Source organism: Thermococcus sp., from assembly GCF_026988555.1.
Lineage (GTDB): Archaea > Methanobacteriota_B > Thermococci > Thermococcales > Thermococcaceae > Thermococcus.
The window spans coordinates 1-21,688 of record NZ_JALSLB010000002.1; the positions used below are offsets into that span (position 1 = coordinate 1).

A 21,688-nucleotide genomic window follows, 5' to 3' on the forward strand; every position below is an offset into this window, starting at 1 on the left:
CAACCCTGAGGTGGTTATCCCCGTGGACCAGGGTGAGCTTCAGCTCGGAACCTGGCAGAGGATACTCCTCGTCGAGTTGGACGGGCCGAGAAGGAGAAGAGTGCAGGTTATGGTCTGCCCATGCCCGGCGTACCCCGAGGAGGGGCGATAGTTGGACCATCCACGAACCCGGTTCACCGTGCGTACTGTGCGTACTGTGCCAGCTTCTCGATGAGTTCGTTCAGTCCTTCTCCGGTCACGAGGGAAAGAACCAGAGCGTCCTCCCCTAGCCGCTTCTTTATCTTTCTCCTCAGTCCCTCCACCATTTCTTCGGTAGCCAGGTCAACTTTATTTATCACGACTATTATAGGCTTCCCGTACCGGAATTTGAGCATGTGGTGGAGCCGCTCCATCCCCCTGTGGAGGCCTACGGTGGCGTCCACCATGTGCACGATGACATCAGAGGAGGTTACCTCTTTCAGGATCTTTTTGAACCGCTCCTCGCTCAGTACCTTCCCCCTCAGTTCCATTCGGGGATCGAAGAGGCCCGCCGTGTCCACAAGGACGAACTCATCGGCACCTCCCATAGGGTTTTTCATGCTCTTTGGAATCTTCAGCTTCCCAAAACGTCTTCTTATAGTCCCTTTGGTCGTTCCAGGAAGGCTCTCGACTTCACTGACCTCCCCGCCGATCAGTACGTTCATGAGAGTTGATTTGCCTACGTTCTCAGCCCCTATGATGGCAATTTTTATCACACGATCACCCCCAAAGCGTAAGCTTTATCACACCATGCCCCAATCTGGATGCAGAGATATAAAGGTGATTAGGATGCCAAGACGGATTAAACTGGGTCATCACTACTATTATCTGGTTTCCGTTGATGAACTTATCTCCGGCGGTTACAGGGGGAAAAACGTTGCAGTTGAAGGCACAGTGGGGGACAAACCCCTGGTTGAGTTTCTCCCGATGGAACTGCCAAGCTACCGGGCGACTTTCAGAATGGACGGAATACGGGTTGAGTTCGCGGGTAGCCCCTGTATACAGGTTGGTGACCGGGTTAGGGTCTACGGTCGTTTTCTGGGCGACTGCATAATGGCCAGTGCTATAGAGACCGAAGGAGCCATGTTTGTAACGGAGGAGTGACCTTATGGGTTTCCTTGAACTCTTTCTTGAAGCTGGCAACCTCAAAAAGCTTAGAAGGACAGGCTGGATCCTCCGCGGCGTTCCCATCCCTGAAAGTATAGCCGACCACTCCTTTAGGGCTGCCCTCATAACCCTTTTCCTTGCGGATGAACTCAGGGACGGGGGTGTGGAGATAGACACGGAGCGGGCCCTCAGGATGGCCCTACTCCACGATCTCGGCGAGGCGAGGATCACAGATGTCCCCCTTCCAGCCCAGAGGTACTTCGACAAGGCTGGGGGGGAGGAGGCGCTCAAAGGGCTGTTCGACAAGATCGAGGGGGCCGGGAGATACATGGCCCTCTTTGAGGAGTACTCAGGAGGGAGTACACCCGAGGGGAAGCTCGTTAGGTTCGCCGATAAGCTTGAGATGTTGCTTCAGGCATATGAATATGAGAGAACCGGTTTCAGGGGCCTGGACGAGTTCTGGAAAGTGGCCGAAGACCTCAGGGCAAGCGAGTTCTATCCGTACTTCCGGGATCTCGTCGAGGGGCTCGTTGAGAGACGGAAGGAGCTGTATTATGATCGGACCAATCGGGATGCAACAACCCCTGACCTCAAGAAGGACTGACGTCCCTCAAGTCCCAGACGAACCAGCCCTCCCTTGGCGTTTCCTTATTTCTAACTTCATTAATCAGCCCGTAGTTTTTCTCCCAACCATCCAGTTCCGGTACTTGCTCAGGTTATCCGCCACACCTCAACAAGAGCGTCGTCTGTCCCCCTCTATCGGGTTCACGTTCGTGCGGACGTGGCGGAACCTGCGGGTAGGATGGGGGATAAAACCCCCATCCGTGAGAAAACACTTTCATTTACGTTAATGCATCTGTTTGCACAAAATGTTTAAATACACGTTTCTGAGTACTTAACCGGTGATCCCCATGAAATGGCAGAGCGCATTTAAATTCCTCTTCTTGCTCGTGGTTTTGGTATCAGCCGTTGTGGCGGCTGGCTGTATATCTGCTGGGAACGCTTCAACTCGCGGCAGTGGGACGAAAGAGGAAACGCTTACGATCTTTCATGCCGGGTCTCTCAGTGTACCCCTTGGGCAGCTTGAGAAGGACTTTTCGACATACGCTGAGAAGAACCTGGGCTACAGGGTCAGCTTTGATGACGAGGCCAGCGGAAGTGTCATGGCCGTCAGGAAGGTCACGGACCTTCATAAGAACGCCGACATAGTTGCCACCGCTGATTACACCCTTATTCCCCAGATGCTGGTCCCCAACTACACCGACTTCTACGTCCTCTTTGCCACAAACGAGATAGTGATCGCGTTCACCAACGAGAGCAAGTACGCGAATGAGATAAACTCCACAAACTGGTATGAGATACTGGCAAAGCCGGGCGTCACCTTCGGCTTCAGCAATCCCAACGACGACCCCTGTGGCTACCGTTCTGCCATGGTGATGAAACTGGCCGATCTCTACTACGGAAAGCCCATATTCGAGACGCTGGTTGAGGAGAACACGAACATACACGCCAACGGAACCCACATCTACGTCCCTAAGGACATACAGTTCAGGACAGGTAAAGTCGTGATGAGACCCAAAGAGACCGATCTGGTCGGCCTTGTGGAGTCCGGAAGCCTCGACTACTTCTTCATATACAAGAGCGTTGCGGAGCAGCACCACCTGAGGTATATCGAGTTGCCGGATAAGATAAACCTCAGGGACTTCAAACTCGCCGGTTACTACTCCCAGGTCCAGATAACCCTTGGCTCAACTGGGAAGGTGATAACGGCGAAGCCTATCGTTTACGGCGTCACGGTTCTCAAGAACGCGCCACACAGGGGGCTCGCCCTTGAGTTCCTCAAGTACTGGCTCAGCAGTCAGGGAAGGAACGTGTTCCAGAAGAACTACCAAGACTTCCTCAACCCACCCATAGCCTTCGGTAACGTGCCCCCGGAATTGAAGGGTGAAGTGAAGGTGGGGTCAGGCTAAGGCTTTTTAACCCCTCCTCCCATTTTTTCTGGTGGTTTCCATGGAATCGTGGCTCCTCAGGCGGGCGGTGTTCCTCCTCTTCATCGCCCTTGTACCTTTCTCCTGTGCGATTAGGTATCCCCTCGTGGTGGGCAGGACTGCCGATATCATCAGCTGGTCTGGTTTTTTCATGTTCACAGTGTCCCTCGCCTTCGCTTTCTACGTCCACTCCCTCTTCCCCAGGAGCCATAAACGACCGGGAGACTTCAAGAACCTCCTCACCGATGGGCCATACCGCCACGTCAGGCATCCATTCTACGCGGCCTTTATCGTCATGGGCTTTGGGATTGCCCTCTGGTGCCTCAGCGTCCCGGGTCTCATTGCATACGCCCTAATGCTGCCCCTCTGGGAGAAAGTGGCTGAGATCGAGGAGAGGGAGCTGCTGGAATATTGGGGAGACCTTTACCATGAGTTTATGAGGACCCGTGGCAGGTTCTTTCCAAGGAGGGCCTCGAGATGAGGCGGGATTACACCCTTTACCTGTTCGCAGCCATCGGGAGCTTTCTTATAGTCTACATAATCCTGCCCCTGTTAGTTATATTCCTCAAGCAGGCCTCTGATTTCGGCATGCTCGTGAAGACGCTCCATGACCCGCTAGTTATTCGGTCCCTTAGAAATTCCCTTCTCACGGCCACCGCGACGGCGCTGATAGCCATCACCTTTGGAGTTCCGCTCGGCTACGCCCTCGCCAGGATGGAGTTCAGGGGTAAGAGCCTCGTTCAAGCGATGGTCGATGTTCCGATAGTCATACCTCACTCCGTTGTTGGGATAATGCTCCTGGTTACCTTTTCCCGGGCCATTCTTGACAGTTATCAAGGGATAATAGCCGCTATGCTCTTTGTCTCAGCGTCGTTTACCGTAAATGCAGCCAGGGATGGCTTTTTGGGGGTTGATGAGAAGCTTGAAAGTGTTGCCAGGAGCCTCGGTGCCTCGCGCCTTAGGGCGTTCTTCTCGATTGCCCTCCCAATAGCCCTGCCGTCCATCTTCAGCGGGGCAATAATGACGTGGGCGCGGGCTATAAGCGAGGTTGGGGCTATACTCATCGTGGCGTACTATCCCAAGACCGCTCAGGTCCTCGTTCTGGAATATTTCAACAACTACGGTCTCAGGTCCTCCCGTCCGATTTCGGTGATTCTTGTGTCCATGAGCTTAACCATCTTCGTACTGCTGCGCTGGCTGGTGGGGAGGGAGAGGAATGCTTGAGGTAACCTCCGTGTCCAAGGATTACAGGGGATTTCACCTGAGGGACGTCACTTTCAGGGTTGAAACGGGCGAGCACTTCATAGTACTCGGGCCCAGCGGGGCTGGAAAAACGGTTCTCATTGAGATCATCGCCGGGATAGTAGAACCCGACTCCGGAAAGGTCTTCCTTGATAGTGAGGACATCACCCACCTACCCCCCGAGAAGCGGGGGCTGGCTTACGTTCCACAGAACTACGCCCTCTTTCCCCACATGAGCGTTTTCGACAACATAGCCTTTGGGCTGAAGCTCCGTCACCTCCCCAAGGGTGCCATCGAGAGGAAGGTCCGGGAGGTGGCTGAGGTGCTGGGGATAGAACACATCCTCCACAGGAAGCCAAAAACCCTGAGCGGAGGAGAGAGCCAGCGTGTGGCCATAGCGAGGGCCCTTGTCGTAGAGCCGTCTCTAATCCTCATGGATGAACCCTTCGCCAACCTCGACCTCCAAACCAGAGGAAGGCTCATCCAGGAGATGAAACGGTGGAGGAGGGAGCTGGGTTTTACCGCCCTTCACGTGACGCATTCGTTTGAAGAAGCTGTGAGCCTGGGGGATCGCGTTGGCGTCATGCTGGGGGGGAAGCTCGTTCAGGTTGGGGGCGTGAGGGAGGTTTTCTCGCGCCCAGTGAGTGAGGAGGTCGCGCGCTTCCTCGGATTTGAGAACATAGTTGAGGGCACCGCGGAGGGGAACGTCCTGCGGACTAACGGGGTTGAGATAGAGCTCCCCATCGAAGCCACGGGTAGGGTTAGAGTTGGTTTGAGACCGGAGGACATCGTGCTGTCGCTCGAACCCCTGAAGAGCTCCGCCAGAAACGAGCTCCACTGTATCGTCGAGAGTGTGGAAGAGCTGGGCCCCATCGTCAGGGTCCATATACGAACGGGCGGTCTTTTTCTCAGGGCGTTTATCACCCGTTCCTCAATGATGAACATGGGTATAAAGCCCGGGACTTGGGTTTACGTTGGCTTCAAGGCGAGTGCACTTCACGTATTTTAACATCCCCCTCTTTATGGTATGCTCCGGGGATTTTCCAACGGGCAAAGTTTAAATAGATAACTACGAAAAGGCATCACCAAGGGCCTCATCCGGTGGTTTCAATGCGCAGGTACGTTGCGGCTGTGTTCACCGTTCTAACGATGGTTCTCCTTCTGCTCTCCATGGGGAGCTACATAGAGAAAGCCTCCAACGGTGCCACGATCGCCGTTCCCGCGGCAGGTTTTTCCGCTCCCTCCGGGGGGATGTCCAGCGCCGGTAACACCACCGGTGAGCAGGTTCTGATAGTTACCGGCGCCGCCAATACCAGGTATCTCCGCCTTAAGGAGTACTCATCGTACGTGGATGGCAGGTGGGTGGAGGCTAACACCAACTACACCACGGGGGGACCGGAGGTTCCCCGGATAACACTCGCTCAAACCGCTCTCAAGGACAGGATAACGGTTCTTTCAAGCACTCCCCTCACCCAGTTGCCGGTTTCCCTCTACACATTTAACCTGTCCATTCCGTATGAGTACTCTCCAGGAGTTGACCTTTTCAGGGCGGTGACCCCCGTCAAATCTTACACGTTCACCGCCCTTCACTTCACCATTCCACCCAGGATCTTGGAGTCCCTCAACTCAACGCCGCTCGGTGAGTACTCAGCCGTTAACGCCAGTCCTGAGCTCAGGGAGCTGGCCCACAACATAACCCGTGGTTTGAAGAGTGACTACCAGAAAGCGGTTGCCATACAGTCGTACCTGCTGAGTAACTACCGGTACTCGGTTGTCACTCCCGGGCCGCCCGCCGGTGCGGACCCCATCGAATGGTTCCTCTTCCATTCGAAGGTTGGAGATTCAAAGGCGTTCAACGGTGCTTTTGTGATTCTGGCCAGACTGAACGGCCTATCGGCGAGGCTGGTCTCAGGGTACAAGATAATGCCTGTTCCCTTTGCCCAGCAGGTTACCAACTCGCAGAGGGCTTATTGGGCGGAGGTCTACTTCAAAGGGGTGGGATGGATACCTTTCGATGCAACTTCGCCCTTTACGGGAAGAAGCCACTGGAACCGTCCTCCAGAGGAGAACACGAGTGGCAATCAGTCTCAAGGGCCTATGTCAATCTCCGTCCATCCCGGGCAGCCGGTTCACGTGTCCCTCCCAGAGGACAGGTGGTTGATTGTTAACGGCACCCCGACACACAACGTAACCCTTAGGCTCATTCACCCCGGGAACTACTACTATCCCCTCGTGGAGCTTGGATGGTCCAGCAAGGCTTACACGCTCTCCATACACGTTACCGGCGGAAGGTTTTACCTGAACACCGGTAGGCCTGTGGTAACGGGGCTTCCCGGCGACAACATCGAGGTTCACGTTAATGGGAGTTTGACCGGCTCCTACGTTATCTCCCCCGATGTCCGTGTGGTTTCCCCCCTTTTCTCTAGGCTAGTTGTCACGTCAAGGTTTCCCTCCTTCAGTGCGATGCGTACCTTTTACGTGCCAAAGACGGTCACCCCCTCATTCTACCCCATTAGGGTTATCGCCACAGCTTCCTATGGGGAGGAGAGTGTCTTACTGTTCTGGGCACATATCACGGGCACTATCAGGGTCCATAGCTTCGTTCCCGAGGCATTTGGCCCGGACGAGCGCATCGTCCGCGGCGGTTTGATACATGTTGTGGGAAAGGTCGTTCCGGACAGGGGAAACCTCACCCACGGCAGAGTCTACGTAGCTCTGACCAGGAATTTAACTTCGTCCGGTGTCGTGATCGGCAACGGAACCGTGGTAAACGGTGGCTTCAACCTCACATGTCACCTTCCCCAAGAGCTCCCTGTTGGGAAGTACTACCTGATTACGCGGGTTGTTTCAGTTAATTATAAGACAGCAACCGATGTAACGGAGATAACGGTGTCCGCCAAAACTGGCATAGAGCTGACCGTTCCGTCGGTGGTCCCAGTCCGTAACATCACCATTGGGGGCACGGTTGTGGACGACCTCGGTACCGGGGTTACCGGAGACGTCAGCCTCACCTTGGACGGTCATCCCCTCGGAACCGTTAACACATCTCCCCCTGGTTATTTTTCTCTAAACGTTTCCGTTTCGCCCGGGATGCACAGGTTAAGCGTTTTATACCCGGGTTCAAAGACGTACCTTCCCTCGCGGGCAAATTTAACCTTCACCGCCGTTGGGGTGAACATATCGACTGTGGAGGAGGGGGATGAACTGCGGGCCTCGGGGAGGATAGAGGGGATGAAGAACGGCAACCTGAAGCTGGACACCCCCGTTGGCATCAAGACGGTACCCTTTTATGGTGGCCGCTTCAACACTTCCCTTCCACTCAGCCCAGAGCTGGGGGCGTACAACGCCACCTTCACCATCAACGGAACCACCGTCGCGAGCCTCTGGGTTGATCCATACCGCGGGAGGGGGATAATGCCTTTAATCAGCGTTGAGAACTCTTCAAACCGCACTCTGCTTACCGTCCGGCTTACGGACAAGGATGGAAACCCCGTTAAGAACGAAATCGTTTCTCTGAATCTCAACGGCACAAGATACCTGGTGAAGACGGACGATAAGGGCAGGGCGGTGTTGAAGTTGCCCAGGGGCATCCACCTAGATCCAAACTCCCTGAAGCTGAGGGTTGGTGGAAGGTCGATAACGACCGGAGGCTCCGGTCTAAATCTCGATTTCCTGAGGTATCTTCTTATCCTCCTGCCGTTGCTCCTGTTCGTCCACCTCTATTCCTCAGGCTTTCGGTGGGGCTCCCCCAAGAGGGGCTCACACTCTGTTGTCTCACCGCACTTTGAAGCCCTGAAGCTGGAGAGAACCGTATACCTGCCCGGCGAGGAGATCACCCTGAGGTTCAGGAGGTCAGTGAAACTGTTCGTTGACGGTGAGTTGTTCGGTAGGGGAATGGAGTTCCGGCTAAAGCTGCCACAGGGTGACCATGAGCTGAGGGTGGGTTCTCGGAAGGTTACCGTGCACGTTCTTCCTCCAAGGGATGCCGTGATAATGCTCTACAAAGAGGGTTTTCTGCCAGCGGCCCGAAAACTTGGTATGAGAACGGAGGAAGCAACCCCAGAGGAGATAGCCACCGCGCTCAGTGGCAAGTTCCCGAAAGATGCTCTTCATGAGGTCACGGTACTGTTTGAAAGGGCCAAGTATGGGACGATGGAACTCTCAGATGACGACTTCGGGGAGTTCCTCCTCGCGCTTTCCAAGCTGGGGGTGATTGAGGATGAAAAAGCTTGACACAGTCATAGCTTACTATCCCGTTCTCATGGTTATTGTGTACGCTGCGTTTACCTACCGTCCTCTGAGGCCGTATCTGGATCCGTACCTGTTACCCGTGGAGGTATTCCTGAGCGCCCTCTTGATAGCCAGACTGTTCTCAACGGTAGGATTTGGGCCCCTCTCTGGGGCCGTTAAAGGCCTGGGAATCGCGATTGCCGTTTATTATCTCCCCGTCCTTTCCGGTATTAACTACAACCTCTCCACAGCCCTCGCGATCTTCGTCGTTGGGGTCTCCATCGCCTCCCTCGCCGGGAGCCTGGGTGGAGGGCTTGACCTGCTGGTGAGGGGCATCGGTGTCGGAATAGCCGTAACGACCCCTTACTTCGTCCCCCGCCTTGGGGGGTTGGGAAGTTCATTTTTGTACCTCGGGACTGGAATAGCGGCCCTCTACATCCTCGCGTTCGTGGAGAAACGGTTCGGCGGCGTCTTCATTGAGCGTCATCTTCTCGGTCTAATCCTCCTCGTTATCATAGTGTTCGGTTACGCCGCCCTTAGTCCATACCTGTCCAACAGATTTCCTCGATACGCGGTTCTTGTACAGTGGGGGGTTGTCGTTGCTTCCCTCTTTCTGGCAACGGTGATGATAAACTCCAACTTCTCGACCAGGAATTTCGGTGCGTACCTTGTGGGTGAGTGGAGGAGGCATGAAGGTGAGGTGACATTTTTGGAGGATGTGGAGTTCAAAGACGCAAAAAAAGCCGTGGAGGATTTTGTTCTCAACAGTCAAAAGGCCCCCCTGGTTTCTTTCATAGCGTTCTACGGTTCTTCCGTGATGTCCCGCTCCGAAATGGAGGAACTCCTTCGCCCGGTGGTCGATTATGAGGATACGAGGGTAACCCCGTTCACCCCGCTGTGGCTCGTTAAGAAGTACGCAAGGAAGGACGCCGAAAGGCGGAGGAAAATTGTTGAAAGCGTCTTTAAAGAACTCAGGTCTGGAGGTAGGATAAATGGACGTTGAAAGATTGTATGCTATCTCGAAGGATGTGCTTGATTCAATCTCTGAGGTGTACATAGGAAACCGCGGCGTCGTGAGAAAGACCCTTGCAGCGGCGCTCGTCAATGGAAACGTGCTCTTTGAAGACCATCCCGGCCTTGGGAAAACCCTTCTGGCTAAGGCGTTTGGAAAGGCCCTTGGTCTAGAGTACCGGAGGATACAGTTCACGCCCGACCTGCTGCCTGCGGACATAATTGGAACCAAAGTCTGGCGCCAGAACACGGGGACGTTTGAGCTGGTTAGGGGGCCGGTTTTTACCAACGTGCTGCTGGCCGACGAGATAAACCGCGCGCCCCCCAAGACCCAGTCCGCCCTCCTCGAGGCCATGGAGGAGAGACAGGTCACCGTGGAGGGGGACACCCTTAAACTCGATGAGCCTTTCTTCGTGATGGCCACCCAGAACCCCCTTGAGTTCGAGGGCACCTACCCCCTTCCGGAGGCCCAGCTTGACAGGTTTGCGCTGAAGATGAGCGTTGGTTATCCAGGAACCCTTGAGGACGAGGTTGCCATACTGGAGGCGAGGCTTAAGTGGGCGAAGGACGACCCGACAACGGACATGAGGCCTGTGACGGACAGGAAAACCTTCCTGGAGATGCAGGCCTTCGTTGAGCACTCCGTTTACATACACCCGGACGTGATCCGTTACATAGCCGAGCTCGTGAGGAACGCTAGGGGCGACGAGAGGGTGGAGGCGGGGCCGAGCCCAAGGGGTGCCCTCACCCTTCTCAAGATATCGAAGGCAAACGCCGCCCTCTCCGGGAGGGATTTCGTCATACCCGATGACGTTAAGGAGTACGCCCTGGATGCCCTTGCCCACAGGGTCGTCTTAAAGCCCGAACACGCCTTCGAGGGTGTACGTGGGGAGGACGTGATACGGGATGCCCTGAACAAAACCCCCGTTCCCAAAGGAGAGATGCGTGAGGAATGATGAGCGCCGTAAAAGAACTCGTCTCAACGTCCCTGTGGTTTGTGTTCATTGCGGCCTTGGTGGGTAGCCCACACTTTGCCTACTACGCACTGTTCCCGATTTCCCTGCTGGCGGTTGGGTTCATCATTGAAAGCCCGCACGGTATCGGAGTGAGGATGGATACGAACCGCAGGATTTACCGTGTGGGTGAGGAGATTAAAATCCGGGTCAATCTCTCAGTGGAACGGGGGATTGGGTGGGTCGTCATCAGGAACCCCCTTCCCCCGGAGGCGTCCCTGGTTGAGGGCAGCAATGTGAGGACCTTTTTTAAGGGACTCAGGAGGTTTGAGGTTGAGTACGAGTACGTCATCGTGCTCCCGAAGAGGGGCCGTTACACTCTCCCCCCCACGGAGGTCTATGCTGAGCACGTTCTAGGTGTCAGGGAGTCTACGTACGCCGTGTTCACGGGAGGAACGGACGTGACGGTGATGCCGGAGTTCGTGCTCTCCCGGCGTCTCCATGCTCCAAGGAAAAGGTCGAAACTCGCCGTTCCTGTAACGACCCAGTCAGTCCGGGGTGCACTTTCAACGGATTTTAAGGAGATTCGGGAGTACCTTCCGGGTGACCCCCTGAGGTTCATAAACTGGAAGGCCACCGCCCGGCTGGGTGAGGTCAGGGTGAACGAGTACGAGCGTGAAGGTAAGAAGACCGTCTTCTTCTTCGTCGATGTCACCGGGAGAATGGGCGTGGGCAGCACCCTGAGAACCCCCCTTGAGTACTCCGCCAGTTTGGTGGCCTCCCTCTCTTACTACTTCCTGAAACACGGATACAACGTTGGGCTGTACCTCGTCGGCAGCGGTAAGCTTCTCATGCCGTCCACGGGGTCCGAGCAGTTCCACTCCATACTCCGCGCCCTGACCGAAGTTCAGCATATCGAGGGGAGCACTGAGGGCTTCAGGAGTGCCGTTGAAAAGACAAAGCGTATAGTGGCCCAGTACACCCCGCTACTCATATACGTGACCAACCTGATAGAGGAGGGGTTCTCTGATGTCGCCGGTTCCCTCACCGCGGTGATCTCCGCCTACAGAAAACGCCTCCCCGCCATCGTCATTGATGTCTCACCCTACTCGGTTTTTGAAGACGGTGCGGTGTCCCTCATTGAGCTTGAGAAACGGGCACTGTCCGCCAAGCTCTCTCCCCTGGCCAGGGTTATTCACTGGGATCCTTCGGAGGGGAGCGTGAGCTCAGTGCTGGCTAAAACCATCATGATGGTGAGGTAAATGGTGCGTGTGAAAAGTGTTCTGCTGGGGATTAAGTTCTTCTTGGTCGCTCCACTTATTCCGATGACAGTCGATGCGCTGCTGTCCCTGAAGGGCGTTGGGACTACGATCTCCACACTCGGCATTCCGGGTCAGCTAACGGTCCGGGGAATTCTAATTGTCTTGATGGGGTTGGTTTCCTTCGCTTTGCTGTTTAAGTATAAGGTAAGCAAGGTGGTCTCTGTTCTGATGCTGGTGTATACGGTTCCCCTTCTCTTCAGCACGGCGGGTGTACTGACCTCCTTCTTTCCGGAGCTGTCGGGTTTCGTGAGCACGAGAGTCTCATGGGGGTACGTTCACGGCTATATACTCATGCTGCTCTTCGGGATGTACGTGGATCGTCTCTGGGACAGGGTAAACACCCTCTCCAATTGGGGCGTCCTACCGGACGATATCACCTCATCCACATATCACCATCTCCTGTCCGTCTCCATGGGGTTTGGACTTGCGGCCTTGCTGAGCCTTGTCGTTTACGCATTTCTCTTTGACAACTGGGATGTGTTGCTCCGCAAGGTCCCGGCGCCGTACTACTTGGTATCCATCCTTGTTGTCGTGCTGGGCTTTTTCATTGCCCTGGGGGCGTACTCACCGGGAGGGGGCGAGAGAATCGCCGTTGTCAAGACCCGCCTTGTGATAGGGCCCCATTTTGAGTACGAGGTCGTTGAGGATGGGGTGTCCCGCCTGGTTCTGCGGGGGGTGGGTATTCCCCAGGAACGCGAGGTGATTCTGAGCTACCCACAGAGGGATAACCCCGAGGGGATAATCCTGATATGCGGGGGTCTCAAAAAAACTCTCAAGAGGGTCTATGAAGGTAAAGACGCCGGAAAGAACTTTGTGGTGTATTCTGATGAGGGCACTAACCGGATATAACTCAGATCCCGTGCTCGGTAACTGTTGGGGCCATCGAGGAGCTTGGCTCTCATTTGGGGGTTGATGATTTTCTGCTTAATGTCTTATGGTTGGCGCTCAATAATTGAACTGGAACAGAAAAGGAAAAGAATTTACGTGGACTTCAAGGCGAGCGCGTTGCACGTGTTCTGACCCTGTCCCTTATCTCCACCGGCAGGTTCTCGTAGACCTCCCTCAGCGCCTCTATAAGCTCCACCAGCTCTTTTGCCGTCAGCGTCGTCGTCTTCGGGCCTATCTCGAGTATCAGCGCGTCGTATTCCTCAGGTAAGACTTCCTCAAGCTCGTCAAGGTGCTCGCTCCTCCTTGGAATGAGGTTCACCTCGCCTATCATCCTCCCGGCCCTTATCCTGGCTTCCTTTTCCTCTATCGGCACTGCCTTGGGGCAGTCGTAGCGCTCGACGAAGATTTTGATATCCACCACGGGCGTTCCGTCTATGGCGTCAATCTCATCTATGTAGAGTTTGCCTTCTTCGATGCGGTGGATTCTGACGGTGTAAAGGGCTACCGGGTTCGGTCTGTAGGGCGAGCGCGTCGCGAAGACACCTGTTAGCGGGTTCTTCGGGTTCCCGTAGGGGTGCACCTTGAAGACCCTTCTCCCCGCTGGAGTATCACTTTCGTGGAACCAGAGGACAAGCTTAATCCAGTCACCTTCTCTAAGGCCGTCGGTGGCCCCCCAGAACCCGGGTAGAATTTCGATGAAGGTTCCTTTGTCCTTCCTTACGTAGCCGACGGGAACGAGTTTGAGGGATTCGAAGTTCATACTCACCACCTCATGTTCCGTGCTCCCAGCTCTCCAAATAGCGCCTCTGCTCCTCTGTGAGTTCCTCAATCCTTATTCCCATCGAGGCGAGTTTGATCCTCGCCACGGTCTCGTCTGTTTCCCTCGGGAGCACGTAGACCTTTGGCTCAAGCCTCTCGTGGTCCTTCAGTATGTATTCGGCCGCCTTCGCCTGTAGTGAGAAGCTCATGTCCATTATCTCCGCGGGGTGGCCGTCAGCGGCCGCTAAGTTCACAAGTCTGCCCTCGGCGAGCAGGTAGAGCCTCCTTCCGTCCGTCATCCTGTACTCGGTTATGTTCTGCCTGGGCTGGTTTATCTCAACTGCAAGTGCCTCAAGGTCCGGCTTCCATATCTCAATGTCGAAGTGGCCGGCGTTCGCTAAGATAACACCGTCCTTCATGACCTTGAAGTGCTCTCCCCGAATGCACTTGATGTCGCCCGTCGAGGTGATGAAGATGTCTCCGACCTTGGCGGCTTCCTTCATGTCCATGACGAGGAAGCCGTCCATCCTCGCCTCCAGGGCCCTTATCGGGTCAACCTCGACGACTATGACGGTAGCCCCGAGACCCTTAGCCCTCATCGCTATGCCCCTGCCGCACCAGCCGTAGCCGACAACGACGACGTTCTTGCCGGCTATGAGGAGGTTCGTTGTTCTCAGTATTCCGTCCCACGTTGACTGGCCGGTGCCGTAGCGGTTGTCAAAGAGGTACTTGGTATAGCTGTCGTTCACGGCTATAATGGGGAACTTCAGAACGCCGTCCTTCTCCATCGCGCGGAGCCTTATCACCCCTGTCGTCGTCTCCTCGCTCGCGCCCCAGACCCCATCGACGAGCTCCCCCCTCTCCCTCATCAGGGTGCTTATCATATCTGCCCCGTCGTCTATGATGATGTTCGGCCCTATGTCGAGCGCTTTGTGCATGAACTCGTAGTACTGCTCCCTGTCCTCTCCCCTGATGGCGTATACCCTGACGCCTGCCTTGGCCAGTGCAGCGACGACGTCGTCCTGGGTTGAGAGCGGGTTGCTGGCAGCGGCAGAAACCTCGGCACCTGCGGCTTTGAGCGTGAGGAGCAGAAAAGCCGTCTTCATCTCAAGGTGGAGCGTCGTGGCTATCCTGACCCCCTTGAATGGCTTTTTTCCCTCGAAGTCCGCCCTTATGTGCTGAAGGACAGGCATAAAGCGTGAGACCCAGTCTATCTTCTTCTCCCCGCTCGGTGCGAGTGATATGTCTTTAACACAGTAATCCTTCGTGCAGTCCACTTTCATCACCGGTTGACCCTTGGAGCTGACCCTTAAAACCCTTGGGTTACCAATTGTGGATTTCAGACTTCAAAAACTTCCATTCCGGGAAAGGTTTTTAGGTAAAAATGAGTAGAAGGATTGGTGTTCCCATGATAGTGGATCTTTCGGTGCCCCTCTCGGACGATACCCCTGCCTATCCGGACGACCCGCCGGTTAGCGTTAGGCTCTGGGCCGTCATTGACAGGGACGGCTACTACATGAACGTCCTCAAGCTTGGCGAGCACTCAGGGACGCACGTTGATGCACCTGCTCATTTCATCCCCGGGGGAAAGACCGTTGACGAGATGCCTTTGGACAGGTTTGTGGGAAAGGGTATGGTCGTAGATGTCAGGAACGGAAGCGGCCCGGTAAAGCTCGACGAGATTCCGGATTCAGGCTACTTCGATAGAATGGTCCTGTTCCTGACGGGCGGAAGGGAGCTCTCCCCGGAGGTGGCTCTGTTCTTGGTGGCGGAGGGGATTAGAGCAGTTGGCACAGATGCGATGAGCATCGGCGACGATGCCGTCCACAAGATACTACTGTCGGCCGAAGTACCGATTTTCGAGAACCTGACCAACCTCGAAGTTCTTCTGGGTGTGGAGTTCACATTTATGGCATTTCCCCTGAAAATAGAGGGCGGCTCAGGGGGTCCCGTGAGGGCTGTGGCTTTTGTGGAATGAACCAGGTTATATCCCCCAATTCAATGATAACATACCCAATTGGATTAATCAGAACGGTAGGAGGGTCAATTAAACGTAATTAAACGTTTTGAAACCTTTGTTAACAGTTAAAAAATGAGCACTACCCCTCAAAGCTTTTTTATAAACAATCTTTAACACAAATAGACGATTTCGTGAAAAAAGCTTAAATATTGGCTCTTTCATAAAGATTACTGAGGTGGGGGCTCATGATAGGAAAAAGAGTGATGACAATCCTCTTTGGATTGCTGATGGTAGCGACACCAGTAACGTTCAGCAACGTAAGTGCGAGCACGAGCGTGACGGTGATCTTAGCGAGCGACAACGAGGCAGACTGCACCATTGCCGAATATCTGGCGAACGTAACCGGGGCCGTGGTAGTCACGACCACGTGGGGCGTCTATGACCCGAACGTTACGGCGGAGATTATGAGCTACGCCCCGGATGAGGTGATAATAATCGGCGGGCCCGATGCTGTGGTTGAACAGTACGTCAGCGACCTTCAGGAGCTTGGCATAACTGTCGAGCGCTGGGGCGGCCAGAACAGATACGAAACAAACCTCCAGGTGATGGAAAAGGCTATGGAAAAATTTGGCCTGAAATTCAACGAAAGCGTTATCGTGCCGGGCAATGACAGCCTCGCCATAAAGAACGCCCTCAAAGTCGCGGTTCAGAACAGGGCGATGGTGCTCTACGTCAACAAGACAACCAACGTTACAAAGCTCATGGAGAGATTTCAGATACGCGAGGCATTGGCCTTTGGAAGTCCGGCATCCAAGAAGCTCATGGAGCGCGTGAAGGAGCAACTCAGGGGGTGCAACTGTACCGCCAGTGAAGTCCAGCTCAACGTCACGAAGGAAACTGTGCTTCAGCTCATGATTCAGGTTAGGGAACGCGTTAGAACCATCAAGGAGATAGCGAACGAAACCAACTGCACCCAGCTCATGCAGCAGGTGCGCGTCATGGAAATGACGATGGAAAAGGCCAACCAGGCCCTCCAGGCAGGCAACTACACCTACGCGTATCAGCTTATGCTCGAACTTCAGGTAAGGACGCAGTTTGGCCTCAAGGCGGCAAACGGAGAAATGAGGAAAATGCTGGGTAACAGCGAAAAGATGGCGCTTGAAAGGGAAATGATCAAGCTCCAGGCACAGGTATCGGTGATGGAACGGGCTGACATCAACGTTACCGGGATAAACGCCCTCATGGAGCAGCTCAGGGTTGCAATCCAAAACGGTCAGTACGAGCAGGCGAGGGGGCTCATGAACCAGATAAAGGCCATGGTAAGGGAGGCTTACCAGAAAGGAAAGGAAACCATACGGAGCAACCCTCCCGCGAAGTCGTCTAAAGGAAGAAAGCATTGATATCACACGTTGAGCACCACCATCTTATGGGCGGTAAAATCAGGGGTTTGAATCGGCCCCTTTTTGCCGCTCCCTTCTCTTTTTCTTCTGCTCCCTTGTGTATGGATACCTCATTATGTGTCCGCAGTTGAGGCATTTGATCACGACGTGGCCGTTTCTGAGCCTCACCCGGGCATTTCTTCCGGGAACAAGGAGGGAGTGGCATTTCTTGCAGTAGCGCCGCTTCCACTTCCCCGGCATCCTTATCCTCGCCTTCTGCTGAACTGCGAGGGCTATCTCAACGTAGCGGTTGGCTAATTCGGGCTCGTATGGGAAAACACGCTCCGCCAAGGTGAAGAGTATCTCAATCCTTTCCCTGGCAATTCTCCTCTTCTCCCTCTGCTCCCTCTGACGGAGAAACTTTTTCCTGCCCATGCCACCACCTACTTTATCATCCTCAGCCTTCCGGCAAACGGCTCGTACAGGTAGCCCTCACGCAGGAGGCGCTCGATGATTTTCGCCGCATCGCTCCGTTTGAATCCATACCTGATGAGGGCGCTGTGAAATTCCTCCCATGAGACACTGCCGTCGGCAGATGTTGCCTCCAGATCCATGAATATGCTCAGGGCTATGTTGGCTCTCCTATCCCTGCTTATATATCTTTCATACTCCTTAACGGCCTTCATCAGGATGTCAGGCGGTATCTCATTCATCCATGTGTCAAGAATCTCCTGATTTATAACGAGGACGTCGCTTATTATGCTCCTTTTCAGCCCCCCCTCAAACCTGGCCATTGATCCGAGGATGTGGGTGCTTAGGAGGAAGCGCGTGTTGGTCTCGAATACCATGCCGCTCAGCCTCAGTGCATCGAACTTCTCGCCGTATTCCATGCGGTTCTTCATAATCCAGTCCTCAAATCGCTCCCTGAAAATCCTGAGTTCTCTATCCCCCAGGCTCATTGACGCCATTTTTGCCCTCTCTTTGAATATCGTGGCTATAACGTTTGGAATGAGCTGCTCAAGCTCGCGGTTCTTTTCATACCCCACGGGTTCATTCAGGATGAAAGGCACCTCTGAGAGGTATGCGAGGGGATCATCGGGCAGGATTTTTGCCTTTTTCGGCGTTAAAAAAACAGCATCCTTTGATTTGAAATATCTGAACGCCCATTTCGGAGCGGGTATTTCATTTTTGAGCACAGCTCTGGAAAAGGGAGAGTAGTACCTGACAGGAGTTTCCGGCAGATATGCCACAAAATCCAGATCAAGGTGTTCATCCACGAAATGCCATCTCTTCTCCTTCCTCAGAGAAAGCTCCCTCGGAAAGAGTCCCGTTATGTATTTCACGGCCTCCCATATGGAGAGAATAATTCTGTCCCTGTCCTTGAATGTCGAAAAGGTAACCCCCTCTCCCCATTCCCTGTTAGACCCCAATATCCTGGGGGATGCGAAGAGGGAGTAAAGAAAGGCCTTCTCAAAGTCATAGCTGGCATAGATGGTGTCCATGAACAGATTTTCAAACTCTTTTTTGCTCAGGGCAGTCTCATCGTATTGAAGCCAGTATTCCGAGTAGTCCTCACCCCTCAGCTCGGCCACATTCAGCATCCTCAGCGTGCCGTAGGGATAGGAGTCCATGAAGCCCGAGACCCGGACGTAGCTCCCGCTCCTCACGCTGCCTGAGATTCTGCTGTTCTCCGTTATCCGGAGTATTAAATATGATACCATGGAGGCTTTTTGAAGGTCAGAGGGCTGGAGAGGGGAAAGGATGTAATAAACCGCATCATCCGGGGCATGGGGAGGTTTTCTCAGAAGGAGGAATCCCTCAAGCTCAGCCTGCTCGCCATTTTTAATTCCCTGGACTTTAAGCTGGAAATCCCTAACCCGCTTTTCAGGTGTCAAAGGCGTCCTGCCTCTCAGTGCCGTCAGGAGTTTCAGTATCTCTCCCTCCATACAGGGCATTCTTCAACCGCAAAGCTTATAAATCCATCTCAGGGAGTATGTATCGGTACGGCGGTCATAGCGGCGGGGTCACACCCGGTCTCGTTTCGACCCCGGAAGTTAAGCCCGCCAGCGTTCCTGGGTGTACTGCCCTCCGAGAGGGGGGCGGGAAACCGGGGACGCCGCCGGCCACTAGTCCTCCGCTTTTGTTCTCCGGACTTAAGGCTTAAATCAAAACTTAAAGTTAAAGTAGATTTTAGGTTCTGGGTTTAGAGTTTAGAGTTTAGAGTTAGAAGCTTAACAAACTATCATCCAAAACATACACATGAGGCAAAATTAAAATATCTTAATGCCGATGTGAGACTCATGAACGAGGAGGAGCTCTACCTCAAATGGGTGAGAAGGGTTGAAGCCCTTGAGAGGGAAGGAATAATAAAAAGCAAAAAGGTTAAAGAAGCTTTTCTTAAGGTGCCGCGTTATAAGTTCGTGCCGGAGGAAAGCGCACAGTGGTCGCATGTTGATGAGCCCCTGCCGATTCCTGCCGGACAGACGGTAAGCGCCCCCCACATGGTGGCGATAATGCTGGAGCTGGCGGAGCTGGAGGAAGGCATGAAAGTCCTTGAGGTCGGCACGGGGAGCGGGTGGAATGCCGCGCTGATAGCTGAAATCGTCAAGACCGATGTCTACACCATCGAGAGAATTCCTGAACTGGTTGAGTTTGCACGGAAAAACCTTAAAAGGGCAGGATATGAAGGGATAGTTCATGTCATACCCGGAGACGGCACGAAGGGGTTTCCTCCCAGGGCGCCTTACGACAGGATCATCGTCACCGCGGGTGCCCCACGGATTCCGGACCCACTGATAGAACAGCTCAAGTCAAGTGGAAAGCTTCTGATCCCCGTTGGTAGCTACCACCTATGGCAGGACCTTTACGTGATAACAAAAACTGGAAGTGGGAAGGTACGGAAGAGACGCTGGGGTGGCGTTGCCTTCGTTCCCCTGATAGGGGAGCATGGGTGGGAAGGGTAGCCTTTTAAGGAGATACTCAATTGTCGGGCAGGTGATGACATGGTGAGACTCATAGCCTTCGACCTGGAGGGAACCCTTGTGAAATCGATTTCAAGCTGGGTTGAGCTCCATAAGAGGTTCGGTACGTGGGAGAAGGGGATGGAGTACGCCGAGAGGTTCTTCTCGGGCGAGATTGGTTACGTAGAGTGGGCAGAACTTGACGCATCGCTCTGGAGGGAACATAGCTGGGATGAGATAATGGAGTGGGCGAACTCCGTCGAGTACATGGATGGGGCGAAGGAGCTCATTGCGTTCCTCCGCGATAACAACTTTAAGATCGCCATTCTAAGCAGCGGTTTGATGTGCCTCGCCCGTAGGGTTGGGGCGGAGCTCGGTGTTGATTACGTGTACGCCAACGAACTGATTTTCGACGAGGAAGGCCTTGTTACTGGAAGGGTCAACCCCGAGGTCGATTTCAAAAGCAAAGGTGCCATCCTACGGGACCTCAAGAGGAAGCTTGACCCCGAACTAACGATAGCTGTGGGGGACGGCTTCAACGATATAAGCATGTTCAAGGAGGCCGACGTTGCCATAGCGATAAATCCTCATGAGGGTGTCGAGGGGGACCACGTTGTTGAGAGCCTCCATGAAGTGGGGGAGATAATACAGGGCCTTCTGGACTGAGGGTCCGTGAAGGGCGTGCTCATCACCTGCCGTGCCGGTAGAGGACTCAGCAAAGCAAAAGCTCGTCATCCCCTCACATGCCTGCGAGCTTCAGTTCGATCCACCAGAAGATGTCTCCCCAGAGGTAGCTTATTAGAAACCCCAGGAAGAGGGCCGGTGCAAAGGGCATGGCCTTCTTGCGCAGGAACCTATTCTCTAGTTTTCCCTCCGTCACGAGAGCCTTTAATCTCTCGATCTGTTCTTTATTCAGGCCCTCGGCCGTGGTTGAGACAATGACCCTCCCGTGTTGGCCTTTTAATGAGGCTATGTCCCCCCTTGTCACCGCATCCTTAACCCTGTCGAGGAGGGAGGTTCTGTCCCGTTTTATCCTCTCTTCGTCCTCGTATATCGTCTCCCCCAGGATGTCCCACTCCTTCAGCGCCTCGACCGGAACCTCCTCCATCAGGACCGAGGCGCGCATGTACTTGACCGTCGCCAGGAACACCTTGAACATGTAGAGCATAAGGAGGAGTTTCCCGAACAGGAGGAGACCTGTGAGGGGGTTGAGGTGGACTAGGTACGCCAAGGTGATGGCACCTACGACATCACCCGCCTTCCGGAACTTTCCAAGCAGTGTTATCACGACCAGCGCAAACACCCATCCCCACAGCCCTCCAAACACCCATCCCACCGACTTCGCCATGACTATCTGGAACCCTATTCCCGCGGTTATCCAGAGGGCCACTTCGGCGGTCAGCTTCGCACCATCGGTGAATATCCTGACCAGCTCATGGTACTGTCTCCGGATTAGTATCACACCCAGGGAGTACAGGAAGATGAATGGGAACACGGCTATGATGCTGTTCAGGAGAATCGAGACTGGGTACAGTGGGTAGCTCACAGTGTACGGGGGAACCACCCTGCCCCAGAGGGGGGCGTACGGAAGCAGGGCCGAGAACCCGGCGAGTACCACGACGTCGCCGCTTGCCCAAGCACCGATGAAGTATAGCAGAAGACCAAGGAGAAGCCCTATCAGAAACGCTATGACTCCGGAGAAGGCAAGGATGGTGCTGTGCTCCACGGAAAATCCTTTGTAAAGGTAGTAGGCGATTCCAAGGCCGGCTATCGGAAAAACGTGAAGGTCATCGATAAACCCCGTCCGGATATCGGTGTACGAAGTGACGGTTCCCATAACCAGGCCCAGAACGAGGGGGATGTAATCCATG

General features: G+C 54.3%; 22 protein-coding genes and 1 rRNA gene. 17 read left to right on the forward strand and 6 right to left on the reverse strand.

Features of this window, described 5'->3' with window-relative positions:
• A partial coding sequence (locus tag MVK60_RS00040) for a YjbQ family protein (protein ID WP_297435215.1) occupies positions 1-151 on the forward strand: 151 nt, incomplete at its 5' end.
• Between the two features lie 22 nt (positions 152-173).
• Here MVK60_RS00040 and MVK60_RS00045 read toward each other — a convergent pair.
• Positions 174-734, reverse strand: coding sequence for an Era-like GTP-binding protein (locus MVK60_RS00045; protein WP_297435172.1), 561 nt, complete (start codon positions 732-734; stop codon positions 174-176).
• Positions 735-807: 73 nt separating this feature from the next.
• On the opposite strand from MVK60_RS00045, the gene MVK60_RS00050 reads away from it, so the two are divergent.
• From MVK60_RS00050 to MVK60_RS00100, 11 genes are all read left to right on the forward strand, one after another.
• Positions 808-1,122, forward strand: coding sequence for a GTP-binding protein (locus tag MVK60_RS00050; protein ID WP_297435174.1), 315 nt, complete (start codon positions 808-810; stop codon positions 1,120-1,122).
• A gap of 4 nt (positions 1,123-1,126) precedes the next feature.
• Positions 1,127-1,729 carry an HD family hydrolase gene (locus MVK60_RS00055; RefSeq protein ID WP_297435176.1) on the forward strand — a complete coding sequence of 201 codons (603 nt, stop codon included), beginning with the start codon at positions 1,127-1,129 and terminating at the stop codon, positions 1,727-1,729.
• Between the two features lie 307 nt (positions 1,730-2,036).
• Positions 2,037-3,095: a tungstate ABC transporter substrate-binding protein WtpA gene (gene wtpA / locus MVK60_RS00060; RefSeq protein ID WP_297435216.1), complete on the forward strand. Its 1,059-nt coding sequence runs from the start codon at positions 2,037-2,039 to the stop codon at positions 3,093-3,095.
• Positions 3,096-3,135: 40 nt separating this feature from the next.
• Positions 3,136-3,594: an isoprenylcysteine carboxylmethyltransferase family protein gene (locus tag MVK60_RS00065; RefSeq protein WP_297435218.1), complete on the forward strand. Its 459-nt coding sequence runs from the start codon at positions 3,136-3,138 to the stop codon at positions 3,592-3,594.
• A complete protein-coding gene (wtpB, locus tag MVK60_RS00070; RefSeq protein ID WP_297435178.1) occupies positions 3,591-4,337 on the forward strand; it encodes a tungstate ABC transporter permease WtpB in 747 nt (248 codons plus the stop codon). The genes MVK60_RS00065 and wtpB overlap by 4 nt, the downstream gene beginning before the upstream one ends.
• Complete coding sequence (gene wtpC, locus MVK60_RS00075; RefSeq protein WP_297435180.1) at positions 4,330-5,364, forward strand: tungstate ABC transporter ATP-binding protein WtpC; 1,035 nt, start codon at positions 4,330-4,332, stop codon at positions 5,362-5,364. The genes wtpB and wtpC overlap by 8 nt, the downstream gene beginning before the upstream one ends.
• Positions 5,365-5,465: 101 nt before the next feature.
• A complete protein-coding gene (locus MVK60_RS00080; protein WP_297435182.1) occupies positions 5,466-8,588 on the forward strand; it encodes a transglutaminase domain-containing protein in 3,123 nt (1,040 codons plus the stop codon).
• Entirely contained in the window at positions 8,575-9,588 is a 1,014-nt protein-coding gene (locus MVK60_RS00085) for a hypothetical protein (protein ID WP_297435184.1), read from the forward strand. The genes MVK60_RS00080 and MVK60_RS00085 overlap by 14 nt, the downstream gene beginning before the upstream one ends.
• Positions 9,578-10,552, forward strand: a complete 975-nt coding sequence (locus MVK60_RS00090) for a MoxR family ATPase (protein WP_297435186.1) — start codon at positions 9,578-9,580, stop codon at positions 10,550-10,552. The genes MVK60_RS00085 and MVK60_RS00090 overlap by 11 nt, the downstream gene beginning before the upstream one ends.
• The gene (locus MVK60_RS00095; RefSeq protein WP_297435188.1) at positions 10,549-11,811 is read left to right on the forward strand and encodes a DUF58 domain-containing protein; all 1,263 of its coding nucleotides are present in this window, start codon (positions 10,549-10,551) and stop codon (positions 11,809-11,811) included. Before MVK60_RS00090 ends, MVK60_RS00095 begins: the two co-directional genes overlap by 4 nt.
• A complete protein-coding gene (locus MVK60_RS00100) occupies positions 11,812-12,720 on the forward strand; it encodes a hypothetical protein (protein WP_297435190.1) in 909 nt (302 codons plus the stop codon).
• Between the two features lie 142 nt (positions 12,721-12,862).
• Here the strand turns inward: MVK60_RS00100 and tsaA are convergent, their stop codons facing one another.
• Together tsaA and MVK60_RS00110 are read right to left on the reverse strand one after the other, a co-directional pair.
• Entirely contained in the window at positions 12,863-13,519 is a 657-nt protein-coding gene (gene tsaA, locus MVK60_RS00105) for a tRNA (N6-threonylcarbamoyladenosine(37)-N6)-methyltransferase TrmO (RefSeq protein ID WP_297435220.1), read from the reverse strand.
• A 10-nt stretch (positions 13,520-13,529) separates the two neighbouring features.
• Entirely contained in the window at positions 13,530-14,795 is a 1,266-nt protein-coding gene (locus tag MVK60_RS00110; RefSeq protein ID WP_297435222.1) for an adenosylhomocysteinase, read from the reverse strand.
• A 131-nt stretch (positions 14,796-14,926) separates the two neighbouring features.
• Here MVK60_RS00110 and MVK60_RS00115 point away from each other — a divergent pair, with 131 nt between their 5' ends.
• Entirely contained in the window at positions 14,927-15,496 is a 570-nt protein-coding gene (locus MVK60_RS00115; protein ID WP_297435224.1) for a cyclase family protein, read from the forward strand.
• Positions 15,497-15,723: 227 nt separating this feature from the next.
• On the forward strand, positions 15,724-16,878 hold the full coding sequence (locus MVK60_RS00120; protein WP_297435192.1) for a cell wall-binding repeat-containing protein: 1,155 nt from the start codon (positions 15,724-15,726) through the stop codon (positions 16,876-16,878).
• Between the two features lie 39 nt (positions 16,879-16,917).
• On the opposite strand, the gene MVK60_RS00125 is transcribed toward MVK60_RS00120, so the two are convergent.
• Positions 16,918-17,292 (reverse strand): ribonuclease P protein component 4, encoded by a 375-nt coding sequence (locus tag MVK60_RS00125; RefSeq protein ID WP_297435194.1) that lies wholly within the window; start codon positions 17,290-17,292, stop codon positions 16,918-16,920.
• A gap of 8 nt (positions 17,293-17,300) precedes the next feature.
• Entirely contained in the window at positions 17,301-18,812 is a 1,512-nt protein-coding gene (locus MVK60_RS00130) for a hypothetical protein (protein ID WP_297435196.1), read from the reverse strand.
• A gap of 47 nt (positions 18,813-18,859) precedes the next feature.
• Between MVK60_RS00130 and rrf the strand changes: the two genes are divergently transcribed.
• The 3 genes from rrf to MVK60_RS00145 all read left to right on the forward strand — a co-directional run bounded on the left by rrf (position 18,860) and on the right by MVK60_RS00145 (position 20,483).
• Positions 18,860-18,982: ribosomal RNA gene (gene rrf, locus MVK60_RS00135) — 5S ribosomal RNA — on the forward strand.
• A gap of 175 nt (positions 18,983-19,157) precedes the next feature.
• Entirely contained in the window at positions 19,158-19,820 is a 663-nt protein-coding gene (locus MVK60_RS00140; RefSeq protein WP_297435198.1) for a protein-L-isoaspartate(D-aspartate) O-methyltransferase, read from the forward strand.
• 39 nt (positions 19,821-19,859) lie between these two features.
• A complete protein-coding gene (locus tag MVK60_RS00145; protein WP_297435200.1) occupies positions 19,860-20,483 on the forward strand; it encodes an HAD-IB family phosphatase in 624 nt (207 codons plus the stop codon).
• A 73-nt stretch (positions 20,484-20,556) separates the two neighbouring features.
• Here MVK60_RS00145 and MVK60_RS00150 read toward each other — a convergent pair whose 3' ends face one another.
• Positions 20,557-21,687: an A24 family peptidase C-terminal domain-containing protein gene (locus MVK60_RS00150; RefSeq protein WP_297435202.1), complete on the reverse strand. Its 1,131-nt coding sequence runs from the start codon at positions 21,685-21,687 to the stop codon at positions 20,557-20,559.
• Between the last annotated feature and the right edge of the window lies 1 nt (position 21,688).

Bases quoted from the DNA above. Each gene is read 5' to 3' on its own strand.
- MVK60_RS00050 (WP_297435174.1), top strand. From the start codon at position 808: ATGCCAAGACGGATTAAACTGGGTCATCACTACTATTATCTGGTTTCC.
- MVK60_RS00055 (WP_297435176.1), top strand. From the start codon at position 1,127: ATGGGTTTCCTTGAACTCTTTCTTGAAGCTGGCAACCTCAAAAAGCTT.
- wtpA (WP_297435216.1), top strand. From the start codon at position 2,037: ATGAAATGGCAGAGCGCATTTAAATTCCTCTTCTTGCTCGTGGTTTTG.
- MVK60_RS00065 (WP_297435218.1), top strand. From the start codon at position 3,136: ATGGAATCGTGGCTCCTCAGGCGGGCGGTGTTCCTCCTCTTCATCGCC.
- wtpB (WP_297435178.1), top strand. From the start codon at position 3,591: ATGAGGCGGGATTACACCCTTTACCTGTTCGCAGCCATCGGGAGCTTT.
- wtpC (WP_297435180.1), top strand. From the start codon at position 4,330: ATGCTTGAGGTAACCTCCGTGTCCAAGGATTACAGGGGATTTCACCTG.
- MVK60_RS00080 (WP_297435182.1), top strand. From the start codon at position 5,466: ATGCGCAGGTACGTTGCGGCTGTGTTCACCGTTCTAACGATGGTTCTC.
- MVK60_RS00085 (WP_297435184.1), top strand. From the start codon at position 8,575: ATGAAAAAGCTTGACACAGTCATAGCTTACTATCCCGTTCTCATGGTT.
- MVK60_RS00090 (WP_297435186.1), top strand. From the start codon at position 9,578: ATGGACGTTGAAAGATTGTATGCTATCTCGAAGGATGTGCTTGATTCA.
- MVK60_RS00095 (WP_297435188.1), top strand. From the start codon at position 10,549: ATGATGAGCGCCGTAAAAGAACTCGTCTCAACGTCCCTGTGGTTTGTG.
- MVK60_RS00100 (WP_297435190.1), top strand. From the start codon at position 11,812: ATGGTGCGTGTGAAAAGTGTTCTGCTGGGGATTAAGTTCTTCTTGGTC.
- tsaA (WP_297435220.1), bottom strand. From the start codon at position 13,519: ATGAACTTCGAATCCCTCAAACTCGTTCCCGTCGGCTACGTAAGGAAG.
- MVK60_RS00115 (WP_297435224.1), top strand. From the start codon at position 14,927: ATGATAGTGGATCTTTCGGTGCCCCTCTCGGACGATACCCCTGCCTAT.
- MVK60_RS00120 (WP_297435192.1), top strand. From the start codon at position 15,724: ATGATAGGAAAAAGAGTGATGACAATCCTCTTTGGATTGCTGATGGTA.
- MVK60_RS00125 (WP_297435194.1), bottom strand. From the start codon at position 17,292: ATGGGCAGGAAAAAGTTTCTCCGTCAGAGGGAGCAGAGGGAGAAGAGG.
- MVK60_RS00130 (WP_297435196.1), bottom strand. From the start codon at position 18,812: ATGCCCTGTATGGAGGGAGAGATACTGAAACTCCTGACGGCACTGAGA.
- MVK60_RS00140 (WP_297435198.1), top strand. From the start codon at position 19,158: ATGAACGAGGAGGAGCTCTACCTCAAATGGGTGAGAAGGGTTGAAGCC.
- MVK60_RS00145 (WP_297435200.1), top strand. From the start codon at position 19,860: ATGGTGAGACTCATAGCCTTCGACCTGGAGGGAACCCTTGTGAAATCG.
- MVK60_RS00150 (WP_297435202.1), bottom strand. From the start codon at position 21,687: ATGGATTACATCCCCCTCGTTCTGGGCCTGGTTATGGGAACCGTCACT.